The sequence below is a fragment of the Bacteroides sp. L10-4 genome (genome assembly GCF_013373675.1).
Lineage (GTDB): Bacteria > Bacteroidota > Bacteroidia > Bacteroidales > Bacteroidaceae > Bacteroides > Bacteroides muris.
In genome coordinates, this window is record NZ_JABXJH010000075.1 from 1 (window position 1) to 13,857 (window position 13,857).

The 13,857-nt window shown below is 41.0% G+C and carries 22 protein-coding genes, 1 tRNA gene, 1 rRNA gene and 1 pseudogene; 2 read left to right on the forward strand and 23 right to left on the reverse strand.

The features are described from left to right. Positions 1–306: 306 nt before the first annotated feature. From HU824_RS17390 to HU824_RS17430, 9 genes are all read right to left on the reverse strand, one after another. Entirely contained in the window at positions 307–633 is a 327-nt protein-coding gene (locus tag HU824_RS17390; RefSeq protein WP_176469523.1) for a hypothetical protein, read from the reverse strand. A gap of 1 nt (position 634) precedes the next feature. Continuing rightward, positions 635–1,840, reverse strand: a complete 1,206-nt coding sequence (dcm, locus tag HU824_RS17395; RefSeq protein ID WP_176469524.1) for a DNA (cytosine-5-)-methyltransferase — start codon at positions 1,838–1,840, stop codon at positions 635–637. Further along, entirely contained in the window at positions 1,833–2,027 is a 195-nt protein-coding gene (locus HU824_RS17400; protein ID WP_217994223.1) for a hypothetical protein, read from the reverse strand. The genes dcm and HU824_RS17400 overlap by 8 nt, the downstream gene beginning before the upstream one ends. A gap of 140 nt (positions 2,028–2,167) precedes the next feature. Continuing rightward, positions 2,168–2,749, reverse strand: a complete 582-nt coding sequence (locus HU824_RS17405) for a hypothetical protein (RefSeq protein ID WP_176469526.1) — start codon at positions 2,747–2,749, stop codon at positions 2,168–2,170. Continuing rightward, a complete protein-coding gene (locus tag HU824_RS17410; RefSeq protein WP_176469527.1) occupies positions 2,737–3,585 on the reverse strand; it encodes a hypothetical protein in 849 nt (282 codons plus the stop codon). Before HU824_RS17410 ends, HU824_RS17405 begins: the two co-directional genes overlap by 13 nt. Positions 3,586–3,589: 4 nt before the next feature. Then, complete coding sequence (locus HU824_RS17415; RefSeq protein ID WP_176469528.1) at positions 3,590–4,762, reverse strand: DEAD/DEAH box helicase; 1,173 nt, start codon at positions 4,760–4,762, stop codon at positions 3,590–3,592. Next, positions 4,746–5,357: an NUMOD4 motif-containing HNH endonuclease gene (locus HU824_RS17420; protein ID WP_176469529.1), complete on the reverse strand. Its 612-nt coding sequence runs from the start codon at positions 5,355–5,357 to the stop codon at positions 4,746–4,748. Before HU824_RS17420 ends, HU824_RS17415 begins: the two co-directional genes overlap by 17 nt. A gap of 64 nt (positions 5,358–5,421) precedes the next feature. Next, positions 5,422–5,664: a hypothetical protein gene (locus tag HU824_RS17425; protein ID WP_176469530.1), complete on the reverse strand. Its 243-nt coding sequence runs from the start codon at positions 5,662–5,664 to the stop codon at positions 5,422–5,424. A 2-nt stretch (positions 5,665–5,666) separates the two neighbouring features. Then, positions 5,667–5,993 carry an SH3 beta-barrel fold-containing protein gene (locus HU824_RS17430; RefSeq protein ID WP_176469531.1) on the reverse strand — a complete coding sequence of 109 codons (327 nt, stop codon included), beginning with the start codon at positions 5,991–5,993 and terminating at the stop codon, positions 5,667–5,669. A 182-nt stretch (positions 5,994–6,175) separates the two neighbouring features. Between HU824_RS17430 and HU824_RS17435 the strand changes: the two genes are divergently transcribed. Beyond that, the gene (locus tag HU824_RS17435; RefSeq protein ID WP_176469532.1) at positions 6,176–6,433 is read left to right on the forward strand and encodes a helix-turn-helix domain-containing protein; all 258 of its coding nucleotides are present in this window, start codon (positions 6,176–6,178) and stop codon (positions 6,431–6,433) included. A 75-nt stretch (positions 6,434–6,508) separates the two neighbouring features. Here the strand turns inward: HU824_RS17435 and HU824_RS17440 are convergent. Next, positions 6,509–6,706, reverse strand: a pseudogene (locus HU824_RS17440) (DEAD/DEAH box helicase family protein); the annotation flags it as partial. Beyond that, positions 6,703–7,167, reverse strand: a complete 465-nt coding sequence (locus HU824_RS17445; RefSeq protein ID WP_176469533.1) for a recombination protein NinG — start codon at positions 7,165–7,167, stop codon at positions 6,703–6,705. The pseudogene HU824_RS17440 and the gene HU824_RS17445, both read right to left, overlap by 4 nt. 272 nt (positions 7,168–7,439) lie before the next feature. Between HU824_RS17445 and rrf the strand changes: the two genes are divergently transcribed. Further along, positions 7,440–7,550 (forward strand): 5S ribosomal RNA (rrf, locus tag HU824_RS17450). A gap of 223 nt (positions 7,551–7,773) precedes the next feature. On the opposite strand, the gene HU824_RS17455 is transcribed toward rrf, so the two are convergent. From HU824_RS17455 to HU824_RS17505, 12 genes are all read right to left on the reverse strand, one after another. After that, positions 7,774–8,637, reverse strand: a complete 864-nt coding sequence (locus HU824_RS17455; RefSeq protein ID WP_176469534.1) for an RNA polymerase subunit sigma — start codon at positions 8,635–8,637, stop codon at positions 7,774–7,776. Between the two features lie 2 nt (positions 8,638–8,639). Then, a complete protein-coding gene (locus HU824_RS17460) occupies positions 8,640–9,077 on the reverse strand; it encodes a hypothetical protein (RefSeq protein ID WP_176469535.1) in 438 nt (145 codons plus the stop codon). A 3-nt stretch (positions 9,078–9,080) separates the two neighbouring features. Then, positions 9,081–9,533 (reverse strand): DUF3127 domain-containing protein, encoded by a 453-nt coding sequence (locus HU824_RS17465; protein WP_176469536.1) that lies wholly within the window; start codon positions 9,531–9,533, stop codon positions 9,081–9,083. Continuing rightward, complete coding sequence (locus HU824_RS17470) at positions 9,533–10,288, reverse strand: HNH endonuclease (protein ID WP_176469537.1); 756 nt, start codon at positions 10,286–10,288, stop codon at positions 9,533–9,535. The genes HU824_RS17465 and HU824_RS17470 overlap by 1 nt, the downstream gene beginning before the upstream one ends. After that, positions 10,278–11,210 carry an ATP-binding protein gene (locus HU824_RS17475; protein WP_176469538.1) on the reverse strand — a complete coding sequence of 311 codons (933 nt, stop codon included), beginning with the start codon at positions 11,208–11,210 and terminating at the stop codon, positions 10,278–10,280. The genes HU824_RS17470 and HU824_RS17475 overlap by 11 nt, the downstream gene beginning before the upstream one ends. A gap of 19 nt (positions 11,211–11,229) precedes the next feature. Next, a complete protein-coding gene (locus HU824_RS20070; RefSeq protein WP_118132122.1) occupies positions 11,230–11,529 on the reverse strand; it encodes a helix-turn-helix domain-containing protein in 300 nt (99 codons plus the stop codon). Further along, positions 11,526–11,882, reverse strand: coding sequence for a DNA-binding response regulator (locus HU824_RS19890; protein WP_118358016.1), 357 nt, complete (start codon positions 11,880–11,882; stop codon positions 11,526–11,528). Before HU824_RS19890 ends, HU824_RS20070 begins: the two co-directional genes overlap by 4 nt. A gap of 19 nt (positions 11,883–11,901) precedes the next feature. Further along, positions 11,902–12,096 carry a hypothetical protein gene (locus tag HU824_RS17485; RefSeq protein WP_117880743.1) on the reverse strand — a complete coding sequence of 65 codons (195 nt, stop codon included), beginning with the start codon at positions 12,094–12,096 and terminating at the stop codon, positions 11,902–11,904. A 20-nt stretch (positions 12,097–12,116) separates the two neighbouring features. Next, positions 12,117–12,187, reverse strand: a tRNA-OTHER gene (locus tag HU824_RS17490). Between the two features lie 257 nt (positions 12,188–12,444). Continuing rightward, positions 12,445–12,633 (reverse strand): hypothetical protein, encoded by a 189-nt coding sequence (locus HU824_RS17495; protein WP_176469539.1) that lies wholly within the window; start codon positions 12,631–12,633, stop codon positions 12,445–12,447. 534 nt (positions 12,634–13,167) lie between these two features. Continuing rightward, on the reverse strand, positions 13,168–13,377 hold the full coding sequence (locus HU824_RS17500; RefSeq protein ID WP_176469540.1) for a hypothetical protein: 210 nt from the start codon (positions 13,375–13,377) through the stop codon (positions 13,168–13,170). Between the two features lies 1 nt (position 13,378). Then, entirely contained in the window at positions 13,379–13,705 is a 327-nt protein-coding gene (locus HU824_RS17505) for an SH3 beta-barrel fold-containing protein (protein ID WP_022400762.1), read from the reverse strand. Between the last annotated feature and the right edge of the window lie 152 nt (positions 13,706–13,857).

Consider the following 13,857-nt stretch of genomic DNA (forward strand, 5'->3'; position numbering starts at 1 on the left):
ACAAAACGAACTTACGTGACCTGTTCGATAAGACTGATTTCAACGATATCAAAGAACTCGATTATCCCCTTTTTGAAGGACTATTTGATTAATTTTTTAACTCGTCCATTTTTATTGGACACTAATGCTTTTAACATAAAACCTTTTAGGTTCCTCACAATGGTTCAGAAGAATCACGTATTCATCGTTTCTCGGATGCAAGCACAAAAAACGATAATAATTCACTTCACCATTTAGGCATTCAATCAGTTTTTCATCTGTCTTTAGATTTCCAATGTCTTCTATATTCCTTATTGGTCTCATAATTCAATATTTTTTATTATTTTTTCTATTCCGCTCGCTCTGTACCTCTGCCATACACATCTTGCACCATGACGCTTTCAGATGGTATTCCTTACCGTTACGACGGGCTATTCTATCGAAAAAACGGGATAACGGAAGTGCTCTTCCACAACGGGTGCACAGTTTACGCTCCACCCCGTCAACGACCACCCGGTTACGGGGTTTCCTCCTCACGATTTCACATGGCCCGCATTCGGACGCGCCGTACCTCCTGCAATATGCAAGGGAATGCTTGCCGCACTTGGCGAAGGAGGTGCAATCCGAGCGGGGGATTGTCTGGTGAACGTTCATACTATTTGCCTTTTTCTATAGATTCTATTGCTTGGAATATCTCATACATTACTTGTGGAACAATCGCATTGCCATATGCCTTTATCGATTCCTGCCGCCACTTTGAAAAGGCAATACCGTCCAATCTGGTGGAAATCCCATCATCTCGGCTACAAACAGGGGATTGAGTTGGGAAGTTTTTCCACCGTTCTGCGAATGATGCTCTCCTAACATTACCGGGAGGTTGCACAGAGCATCCGTCCTCATTTTCCCGTTTTTCCTTTTCAATGCTTGTGGGGAAACGGAGGGTTGATAATCCCTCGCTGCTGGAGTAGGCAACATTCCGTTTATTGCCATTGCTGTCAAAGCTGTGCCCATTTGGCTGTTCGGATTGTACTTCTTCGTATATTTGTCCGCTTCCCTGGCATTGGGAGTCGGAAGCAGCCGAACCATTCTCGCAAGTCCTACGCTTCCGTTCTGTCCATTCTGATTGATTTTCCTCGGAGTACCGTTTCTGGTCGTAACAAATTGGTCGTTCTTTCCAATTATCGCTCCGGTTGTTGCATCGCTCGCCATCGGTGTCGGGAGCAGTCCTACCGGATAGAATGTTGTTTTCCCATTCTCGTTGCATACCTTCAGACCCTGCGTCTGCACGGTGGGCAATAAAGAAGACGCGGTCTCTTCTGTGCGGCGCTCCGACGGCACAAGCCGGAATAACAACCGGTTGGACGGAATATCCTTCACGTTCAAGGTCGTTACACACTGTTTCGACGACATATTCCTGCCGATGCAATGTTCTTTTTCTGTTATCTTCTCCGAATAGAGTTTCTTCGCTTCCCAACGGAGTTTCACTGCCTGGCTGTACCATCGTGAGGATTCCAGCAACGTTTTCACCAACAACCCAATCGGGCTGTATCTCCCGTATCGCTCGTAGCATTTCCGGCCAGAGATAGCGGTCATCTTCCGCTCCCTTTCGCTGTCCGGCACAAGAGAAGGGCTGGCAGGGAAAACCTCCGGTGAGGACATTGATTTTTCCTCTCCATTCTCTGAAATCTGTTTTCGTGATGTCTTCATAACTTTTGCTGTTTGGAAACCAATAATCAAGTATCTTTCTCCCGAACGGGTTTATCTCGCAATGGAACACGTTTTTCCAGCCCATCATTTCAGCAGCTATTTCTGGACCACCAATGCCGCTGAACAGAGAGCCATGTGTTAGTTTACTATTCATCCTTCCGCTTCTTGTCGTTCATACTTCTGTTCCTGCTCTCCTTGGCAAGTTCGTCAATCATGCGCTGGTACTTCCTTGCCACCAACGGGCAGCGCAGGCGCAGTGCGTTGTCACACTGCCACTCCAATAATTCGATTTCCTTTTCAAGTTCCATGTCCATAAAATCATCTTTTCTTGAATTTGTCACATATCCTGCCGTATCTGCCGCATGCGCACACTCTATGGTTTTTAATTTTACAAAAACATGAGTTCCCTATAAAGTCAGAAGCGTATCTGCAATTCATACATTTAACATACATAGGAATAGCCTGAATCTTCTTAGCCATATTATTTTCGTAAACTTTCCCCTTTGAACTTAACCCGTGTAGTAATCGCAACTAACCTATCCATTGTACGCTCCCCGTACTTTTGGGAGATTTCATCAAGCGACAAGTTAGTTGTCAGCATAAGTAGTTTCCCTCGTTTCTCCGCTTCATCGACTATTTCGCAGAAGGCAAGCCTTTTTTCGCCGAATTTCACGCTCATATTTTCCGTACCGACGTCATCTATGTAGATGATATGTTTTGCCTTCACAGCGTCTATATCGGCATTCATTTGTTGCGCATCGTAGCAGGAAACTATCTTGTGGCAATAATGATTGAGAAGCAAGGGGATGATTTTCCAGCAGATAAGCGACTTTCCACGCCCGCAATTCCCGTGACAGAGAAGCCCACGACCGTTATTTCCCGAAAGCCACGCTGCTATTTCCTCGTATTCCGGTAACCATTCAGCATTTCCCGTGAAATAGTTCAGTCCTCTCCAAAGGACACTCTTTGCATCAGGTATAGCTATGTTTACAAGATTGGGCAAGGGATTAAACCCCATTTCCCTAAAACTATCAATTGTTTTTCTGAAGTCTATTTGTTCCATCTTTCCTCCCATTTCTTTTCCTGCGGTGAATCGTATTTGTCAGGAGAGTTATTATTAAGAATCACCCCAACGTCAGTAGTTGACTTGGCAGGCATTCTCTCCTTGTTTGCCCAAGTAGTTAACCTTCTGGACAACTCCCATGTTTTTTCAAGTTCAAAGCGCATCTTCGTGCACGATTTATTCATTTCAGACCAATAGTCGAAGAAAGCTCGTATCATGTCTTTCGGGTATTTACCCACATAGGGAATTAAAGACTGATAGAAAGAATCTTTCCGGAAGAGAGTAGCGGCTTTAGCCGCGTCTTTCTTTGCTACTCCGTTAGGAGTAGTTTCTTTTATATTCTTTTCTTTCTTATTATTTGGGTTAGAGGTGGGTTGTCCTTTTTGGAAGTGGGTTATTTGCTGGGTTACAAGGTGGGTTATAAATTCTTGTAAATCTCCGTCTATCAATTTATTAAGTGGGTTACAAGGTGGGGTGTTAGGTGGGTTTCCTATGGCTTCACCGTTGTATTTTTCAAAATTGACAAGAGTAATCACATTAACCCCTTGACTGTTATCAGTAGTAATCATTTTCTCTCTTTTTAGTTTTCCAAGAAAGGATTTAACCCATTGGTCTGACCTTCTCCATTTTTTAGCGAGAAATCTATTGGATGCAGGATATTGCCCTCTTTCCCATGTTACCTCGTAACACCCGATGCGCGACGTAGTCGGTGATGCCTCAAATCGTGCTGACTGTATCAAGTCAATCCACGCTTCGCACTCACTAAATGCCCGGGCGGCCTGCCATATCTTGTTATCGAAGAATGTGCGGGATAGTTTGATGAATCCTTTATCCATGGTTTCAGAATCTCACGTTAGTTAATTGTCTTCCATTGGAGAACACAGCCCACTTGCCGTTACCACTATCAAATAACCGTAAATCAGAAACTTCCCCAAAACGTTTGATATTACCGCATAAATCCACAATCCAGCCACATTCTTTAGATGGATGCGGACGGATGGCACGACCGACTATCTGATACCACATGGCAAGTGACATTGTAGGACGTGCCATAACGACCGTATCAAGTTCCGGATAGTCAAAGCCAGTCGTAAGTACACCCACATTAGCTACTACCGGGATTTCACCAGCTTTGAACGCCTCAAGAATATGTTCACGTTCTTTCTTAGGAGTATCACCTGAAACGATAGCGCAACCGGGTATTGACATCGTTAACCGTTCCGCTTCTTTCAAAAAACGGGTAAAGACCAAAATACCCTTCCGTTTTCCTCCGGCTTTGGGATTCATCAGCCTTTGGACGATATGAACGAGATAACCGTAGAAGTCTATCCGTTCATATTCTTTTTGAACTGACCTATCCGTATAGTCGGCACCAGTAGTATTTACTTTCAAGTTAAGTTCATTCCACCCTGAAGGATTCATTGAATAGTAATCCAACTTCGCCAAGTAGCCCATATCTAATAGGGTTGATACCTGTACATGATAAATGACCTCTGAAAAGACATGAGGTTTTGTCCGAGTGATAAATTTCAGCATGGAGCCGAAATCACGGCTGGAGCTTAAACGGTATGGCGTTGCTGTCAGTCCAAGAACCTTACACTTCACTACATCGAAGAAATCCTTGTACATTCCCTCTTTGGGGTTCACAAGGTGACATTCATCCACGATGATGTTCTTGAAGTGGATGAACAGTTCGGGATGATTCTTCACACTGCCGATGGTGGCGAATGTTATCCGGCTTATTTCTTTTGAGTTAAAGGATGCAGAATAGATGCTGCAATCAAGAATGCCGTATGAGCAGAGTTTCTTGAAGTTTTGCTCGACGATTTCACGTGACGGACAAAAAATTAGCACATAGTCGTTTAATCTATGTGCTATATCCGCAATTACGATTGATTTACCCGCCCCTGTTGGCAGTACCATAACACCGTTACTTTTCTTACTCTTGTCTTTGAAAAAGGCTACCGCTTTATCAGAGGCAGCCTTTTGATAATCCCTAAGTATTATTGCCATAATAATCAGTTTTATAATAACACCTACAACCACGTGTCGTTTTTTGTTTACCTTTACAACAAGCAGCTATAAGTGAATGATTGAATCCGTCTTTTTCGGCGTCAGTTGCCGACTTATACTCTTTTATAGAGCCATCAGAAAAGACTATTACTATTTCTTTGCAACAAGACTTATGTAATGACTTTATATGTCTTTTGCACTTTTCGCTTGCCCTGTTTGATTGCGATATGTTTTTACGTGCCAAATCAAAATTCAAATTTTCTTTTGTTGTACACCATCGCAAATTAATTGCTCTATTATCTGTGCGAATACCATTTATATGGTCAACACATGGTAAATTGCTTTCATTGGGCACGTGAGCTTTCGCAACCAAACGGTGTACAAGAAGCAGTTTCTTTATGTTGTTTTTACAAAGGCATATTTGAGAGTAGCCACTATTACCAACTCTATCTATCAGTATTCTTTCTCTGCAAAATGTTAATGCCCCACGTTTACCTTTTCTGTATCTTTCTAAAGACTTTATTCTACCTAAATTTGATACTTGGTAGAGACCTTCGTATCCTTCAATATCTTTCCAAATTTCGTCTATAATCATGCTTGTTTAAAAGTGGATTAAAGGCGGTCTATGCCGACCGCCCTATAATCGTGTGAGAAAATTATTATATTTGTGTAGCCAACATGCCCACACAGGCTTCATGATGGTCTATACCTTTATAATGCCTTACAAAATCCCTGAACTGGTCAATAAGTCCCATTTGTATAATGAAAGAATACGCTTCGTTCTTGGCGTTCTTCTCAACATCAAAACGCTTTTGTATCTCATTTACAAAATCTTCAAATACAGGTATTGAATACGGATTTGAACATTCTAATTCAATGGTTGCCATACTTTTCTTTTTCATGGTTATGCAATTTTTATAAGATTACACTTCTTGAAACAACGCCACTCTTCTTTTTCGCAGTCCCAGTACACTTGGCAGTTATCTGCTGTTTTCTTTGTCCCCTTTGTTTCAGGTATTCTGCCACTCATTAAAGTACCGAAAGCCTGACGAAGTGTACCGTCTGTTTTCTTGAAATAGAACTCAACCACTTTCTTATGAAGCAATGCACGAAGTTTGATATTAGTCCATGCGCATTTCAACGCTTCACTCATTGAATAACCGTTCTTGCGTACAAAAGACCATGCCATTTGCATAACCTCTTTCATCTGACTTCTAAATTTTGTGCTCATACTACTTATATTTTATGTGTTATACTTAGTTCGTTTACTTTGATGATGCAAATGTATAACTTTAATTATTCATTTCAAAGAAAAAGAATATGTTTAATTATTCTTTTAACACTAATTAGTATAAGCATAACTATACATGTCATAATAAAAGAGTATATTTGTAATAATTTAAACACATGATTATGAATAGAATAAAAGAAATTTTGAAAGAAAAAGGTATAACTCAACAAGAGTTAGCCGACAAATTGGGTGTTACAAGAATATCTATAGTAAAAACGTTGGCAGGCAATCCATCACAAGAAACTCTTGAAAGAATAGCAAAAGCCCTAAATGTACCAATGTGGCAACTCTTTGCTTCACCTGAAGAAATTCAGCATACAGGAAATTCTTTAGTTTGCCCTAAATGCGGTACACCTCTTGAACTCAGGATTAAAGAATAGGAGAAAGAGAGCGTTTCACAACGCCCCCAATCCAAAACACATAAAATATATAGTATTTGCAGACTCTTAGGTCTGCTTTTTCTTTATTTCCTTGCTGGGCTGAAACACTAAGGTGTGCCCGTCAAGCCTTGCAGCGATGTCGGCTATAATAAGTGACTTCCCTGATCCTGTAGGAAGAACCATGATAGCATTCGTCTTCTTCGCCTTGTTGTTAAAGAAGGAAACAGCTGCATCAGAGGCTTTCTGTTGATAATCTCGCAATACATAACTCATAATCCTCTCTCCTTTTTAAGCTTCTTATTAAGCACCTTGTAATACTTGATTAATTGCTCGTACTCAAAATCGGTAAACTTCCGGCTAATACCCTGCTTTGCTTCGAGTAGGACAACTCTCTGTTCACCATACTTGGCAATCAATCCTTTGCGGTAATTCTGAATATTACCCTCCATGAAGCGGTTACAGTGCCGACATTGAGCGTTACAGTTCATTTCATCGAAACGGGTACTCATATGCTGTCGATTTATGTAATGCCCGTTATCGGCCTGCTCAAACGGCTTTATCTGACCACAAGAGATACATTTAAAATATCCGTTTGGCATTGCGTCACGAAGCCGGATGAAAAGGGAAAACTCTTTGTCGAGCTTGGTCTTCAAATCCGGCTTCTTCTTTATCTTAGCTCCTGTTATATCAAACAAAGGCTTTTCATTTTTCTTCTTATTATATCGGTATAGCATATTTATTTTTTATCTTTGCACTCGATTTTGTCAAGTGTCATTAGATTATTAACCTAATTCTATAGACATGAGAATTGAAATAGATATTGAGTTTGTGCAAGCCGTCACTACTTTAGTAAAGTGGATGACTGTCTTAGCCGTACTGGTTTTATAATCAGTCTACTCAAGTACGCAGAAAGAAGCGGTTGATGCATTTTGTATCAGAGGGATAGGTTTGAAAACATCCCTCCGCTGAGAACACTTAGTACCTGTTCCGCTTGACAAAATTATATTTAGGTGACTATAGCACTGAGGTTCCACCTCTTCCCATTCCGAACAGAGAAGTTAAGCTCAGTCACGCCGATGGTACTGCGTAACAGTGGGAGAGTAGGTAATCGCCAATAGAGATTATACCATTCAGTTAGATTAGGAAGAAAATTCCAATAACACATAGATTATAATTATAATAACAAAAAATTATAACTAATGGAGTTATTTATAATAACTGTTTTAGGATTCGTTGTAGGAACATATTCGGTTCGCCTTATAGACTACTGCTACCCACGCCTATCAAAAAGATGAGATAATTGCCAGCAATGGCGGAGGGCTCATTAGAGCCCTCTTCTTTTATTCTTTCGTTTCAACGTAAGCCATAGAAAACTCTTTCGGGATAAACCGCCCAACCGGAATAGGTTTAGCCGATTCAATAGCCGCATGAATCTCACGCTTGTTGAACTCGTGTCCTTTTTCTTTGGCTTGTTTCTCGCACTCTTCCTCTTTGTTTTTGAGCCAATGAGTGATAAGCATCATAGCTCGGTCAACATTGAAAGTGTTCACGACAAACGTTTGAGTATGCTGTTCTTCATCATAAGTAACTTTAGTTTCAATCTGATAGAACTTCTTTTCGTCCGGTTTAGATTCTTCATCCTCACTTTCTTCATCCATTTCTTCGAGAGCTTCTTCCATTGTTATTTCGTTTTTGAGATAAGCGGAAGCCACATCATCGACTTTACGTTCTTTCAAGTTATCTGTGAGGATAATACATGAATCAAACTCTTTTGCCATTGTAAGGGTAAAGCTCGACTGATAATTAAGCTCTATGTAGTCCTTCAAAATAAGGCAGACATTTTCCAATCCGGTAGCATAAAGCAAAAATTTGTACTTCTTATCACATATCTGCGCTTGTGCAAGGTATGGATATAAGAACTTGTTTGCATTCTCAAACGCCAAGCGTTTCTGATTACTTACTTCCACTTCCTTGATTCCGTCAGCTTCCATGCTGAAACGAATCTTCGCCAGTATGTCTTGGTCTATCAAAGTACCACGGTCAAACAGAATTTCATTCCGTTCAATGTTTACCGTTTCTCCGGTATCTTCATCTATGAAAGATTCCTCCCATGTTTTGAGGAGACATTTTGCAAGGTACATGTTAAGCATCTTCTTCGGGTCAGATGTCACATACCGGATTTCTGTTTTTCTTGTTTCTATCATAACTAAATAAATTCTTGATTTCTTTTTATTTCTTGCTGGGCGTATATCAGCATTTGATGTTCATTCGCAGCCGGCAGATAGATACCTGCCACTGATGCGCTCCAATTACGAAAGCGGTCAATCGAAAGGGTCATTTCACCTGTTGTCAGTTCGGCAGAACTACGCAAATAGATTACTTCTTGACCTTTCTTGTTGACCGTCTTACGTTCAAACAAATCACGGTTGCAAGTCCTCTTATAGAAGTCAATTTTGGCTTCGTCAAGGCTGCAACCGTACTCACTACCGAAATACCCTAAAAGAAGATGCAAGTAGCTGTTTTGGGCAAGCGTGCGGTTAGGTAGTTTCTTTTTCACTTCCACCACCGCACGTTCACTAAACAGCTTGTTTACATACTCCTTGAACTTGGGTATTTGATATTCATTCTTCAAGTCGAACAGCATACGCTAAAAAGGTAAATCGTCCTTTATATTGCCATTAGCATCAACCGGAGGCGGAAAGTTCTGCGGCTGTTGCTGATAGGTCGGTTGTGGCGCTGGCTGTTGTACCGATGTTGTTTGTTGGGATTGAGATACACCGCCACGCGCATCTATTTTGTAGCACCGAATAGATGCCATACGTTTGAGTTCTCCGTCTTGATTCGTCCAAGAACGTCCTTGTAAAACAAATGATACAGTAACAACATCACCCTGATTAAAGCGGTCAAGTTCTGCACACTTATCGCCTGAAAACTCTAAGGGAATAACATTCTCATACTCGCTACGCTCTCCCGTATAAGGGTCGTAAGTGGTAGCATCTAAAATGAACTCCCGTTTTGTAAACGAGGAACCACCGTTTTTGGATGGTATTTGAACAGTTTGTCCGATTTCGATTATCCGTCCGGTTATTTGGTTTGCCATTAATTTTCTCCTCCAAATATCTTTTTATCGGTTATAAGTTTTCTGTTTTCTTCCAAAAACCGGATAAATTCCTCACAATGATTAGTAAGAATAGGAATATCACGTTCAGGATTGAAAACGTATGTTTCTGTATAGGTATCTACCACATAACCGCCTTTGTTGAACTCTACAATGTTATACTCAAATGTCCGTACATCCGACCCATTCTGCATAAGAGCATAAGGATAAACTAAATGCTGATGGTGGTCTTTGAACTTCCCTACGGTATAGCTTCCGGTTGTTTTGATGTCGTGGACGCTGGCTGACATCAGTTCGTCAATTACCCCATAAACCAAAACATTGCCGTATGCGGTTGGAAGAATCGCTTCTACTCTTTGTTGGGTTAATGCGCCTTTGTAGTAATTGGCAAATTCTCGGCAAAGAGAAATGGGAAAAACAAATGTGCGGTCATTGTAAACAACCGTATAGCAAGTATTATCCTCGTTTCGCTCTACATCCATACCGTTCGGCTTGCGATTTTCTATAAGAGCGTCCACTAACTCATTAAAGGCTGTGCCCTTGTCGGCCGCTTCACTGTCGAAAGGTTTACGATTGATACGGTCTATCAGTTCTTGAAACTGCTTCTGCCGGAACTCTTCTTCCGTACATGGTGGATTCTCACTCCACCCATAATAACGCTCATATATGACATCGCTATTAAGGTAATTGAAGTAGGAATCCAACAATGTTGCATATATACGATAGTTAGGCTGCATCTGAGTAGATTTTAGTTTCCTTATTGAATACCAGTCCCAAAGCCTTTACCTTTGCAGCAAACAAACTTCTCGCCATCATCAAAGAACTACCAACGTGTTCAAACTCATTAATATGAGAGGCGAACTCATTAGCGGACTTGGCATCAGTTATAAATTCGATACTTTCTTTGATTTCCTCTATCACCTTATCATACTTTTCCTGTGCTTCTTTCTTGGCTGCAAGCATACCCAAATACGAATTGATTATCTTGGCAGTGATAAAGTCGTTCTTGGCGGTTGGATTACCATTCTTGTCAAGGATAGTCGGCACTTCCATCACTGAAGGAAGATTGCAGGTATTCTTACCGTCATTTCTTGAAGTCGGGTCGAAAGTAATAGTACGTCTCTGCACTCCTCTCTCACTCTTCATTTCAAGATAGCCAAGCAAATCAAGTTCGGTGACGATGGAGTTGTAGGATTTTTCACGCAAGGCAGGGATAAACACGGTATCATCACCTTCTTTCCGTGTGTCGCGATGGGCAACGAAAATGATGTGCTTGTTAAGCCCCGAAAGTGTTCGTGTCATCCATGAAAACTCCGCATTGATACCACTCCAATCCCTGATAGATGGTTGGCGGCCGCCACATTTATAAGTAATGATGAAATCCATCATCTTGCCAATGGTATCAACTACAATGGTCTGATAAGCAGACAAATCCTCCTGCAAGACCTGTTGAACATCACTCCATGAAGTGACCTGTACGGTATCTATGTTTTCCAAATGCGCCATATTCATACGCTTAACGCCATTATCGAAATCTAATAATAACGGTTTCGGTGCGCTCAATGCCACTGTTGATTTTCCCATACCAGCCTGGCCGTAAATCATCATTTTCACTGTGGTAGGGATTACTAATTCATTTGATTTTTTGATAAGACTCATAATCGTAAAATTTAAAGGGTTAATTATTCTCTTTCTGTAGAATAGCATCTACATCACTTTTTCGGTACAATCTCTTACCTCCTATTTCCAACCTGCACAAATATCCAATTTTATGCCATCTCCATAAGGTTGACTTATCGGTATGTAGAATCTGACTTGCCTCTTTAATGGTCAAGTAGTCCTCTTCCGGTCTGATGAAAGAGTCCCTGATACTTCTCACAGTCTTTTTTACAAGATGTTCTGCGAACTCTTTCAAATCAGTGGACTTTATTGTCAAAGTAACATTGGCACCACTATTTAAAATATCCTCCATGTTCATTCTCTTACCCTTTCCATATGTTCAATTCTAAATCTTCGTAACCTCCTCATATCACCTTGTTCGTGGTAAAGTGACAAAGAAAATATGCACAGTAAGCAACATGCGACGGACACACGGACTATAGGCGAAAAATCCATCGTGAGCCTCACACCGGCTATCCGTTCATAAAGCATTGTTGCAAGTTCTCTCCCATTCCGTACATGCAATATTTCAAAAGCCTTTTGCAATTGGTTGTTAATCGTGCTAACCGCCCGGCATTTGAAATTGGCGATTTCCTTTTTCTCATACCCTTGTGCATACATCCGTGCTGTAATCTCGCATTCAGGGGTGAGTTCTGTGAATACCCGTTCCATAATCGTGTGAGTTAGATGACTATGACTCCCTTTTTACAACGACAATACCTTTTTTCGGATAAGACTTTGAAGCCCATTTTTTACCCTCAAGAAGATGCTTGGCATTTAGAAGTGATACGTTGTTGCGGATTGTCTCAAGTGAAGATATAGGCAGCTCTATCGTGGCTCCTCTCTTCATGTTTCTCATTTTCTCTTTACTTTCTACCTTTTCCATAAATGTTATATTAGAATGATTGGTGGGCGTTGACGGACTCGAACCGCCAGTCTCCTCAAATGAGGTGTGTTAGCCATTACACCGAACGCCCCAATAAGAAAGGTGCGCTATCTTCACAGACGGCACACCCAGTACAAACACAAAATAAAACACGACAAAACAGTTTATACTAACACTTTTCATGTAACTCCATGCCGGTTATCACTGCAAGTATAACAGACAAAATAAACATTGTAGATGTCAACACGATTCCCGTCAGGTACAAAGGGCCATCCTTTATTATGGAATTACATAATATCATTGTCATACAAAGCAGTACAAGCAACGAAAAAGAGAACATAACTATCTTCATAACATCGTCATTGCAACCAGTTCATCACTATAGAATTCTACAAAATCGTGCTTTCCGAACTCTACCATTATTCTATCTCCATTGATGGCGCAAATCGCCCCAATCCTGCTTTCCCATCCGGGATGCTTGCACTTAACCGGCATACCTATATATGGCATACGTGATTTATACATACTTTTTCCCATAATCGTGTGATTTTAAATTTTACCGCCCGTACAAGGATGAGGTAAAACGGTGCGCACTTCGCTTTGCCCGTGGCTTTTAGTACGGTAGTAGCACTGACCTTTGCTGCGGTTGTGTACCCTACCCGATTCTTGCTATCGGATGCCAGTCTTTAGCTGTCAATAGGGCTATATTGTCGATGTGCGTGTCGGTCGCCTAATCCGTCATTACTTACACCTCAAAGACTATGGTTACACATCTATTAATTGTTAAACATTGCACAACTCGCAAGCCCCAACTTGCTTATGTGCGTTCGTTATCTTTGGTTGGCAAAAACGGCTTATGAATTACACCGTAATTGCTTTCACAGACTTGCCAAAGAACCAATCAATAGTGCCCTACCCGATTCTCGCTATCGGATGCCAGTCTTTAGCTGTCAATAGGGCTGTCGTGCGTGATATAATCGTGTGATTAATCATCGTAAAAGAACTTCTCGCCCGGCTTTCTGAAAAGCCTATAACTTGCATACAAGCAGCCTAATACTATCAATGCCTCTATCATACTGCTATTCTATCAAGTTGAAACTCTATGTAATCAATCTCTTCTTGAATAACCTCTAAGGCCTCTTCTTTGGTATCAGTATTACAGAAAGCACAAGCCTCTGTGTCAGACATCTTATCAACTCTATCAAGGTCTATACAAGCCCTATCCAAAGCCTTCTCAAGCCCGTAGGCTTCTACACTGTCACATACTCTATAGTTTCTCATATCAGGCAATTTTTAAAAGGTTAGCTTTCTTAAAGCATCTGAACTCTTGGCGTTCAGTATCATAGTAAGTTTGAACGGTGTCGTTCTTCTTTCTGTTGTCAGTACCAGCAATGGCCGGCATCAGCTTTTCATTTAGTGTACCGTAGGCTTCTCTCACAGAACCGTCCACCTTTTGAAAGTAGAATTTCACAATCTTGCTTTTCATCTGCAATTTCAATTTCATGTTAGCCCAAGCGCACTTTAATGCTTCTGACATCGTGAAACCGTTCTTGCGAACGAACTGCCATGCAAGGCTCATAACTTCATGTAAAAAACTCTTCGTGCTCATAATCGTGTGATTTAATATGTTTATACACTACTGTCCAATAAAAGTTAGCTAATCGGTCTTTGAAATTATTGAAATACAGTCTTTTAAGCAGTCCTTTAGAATGAAACGGATTTGAATTCGTAGCTTAGCGGTCAAATTGAAGGCCGCTTATG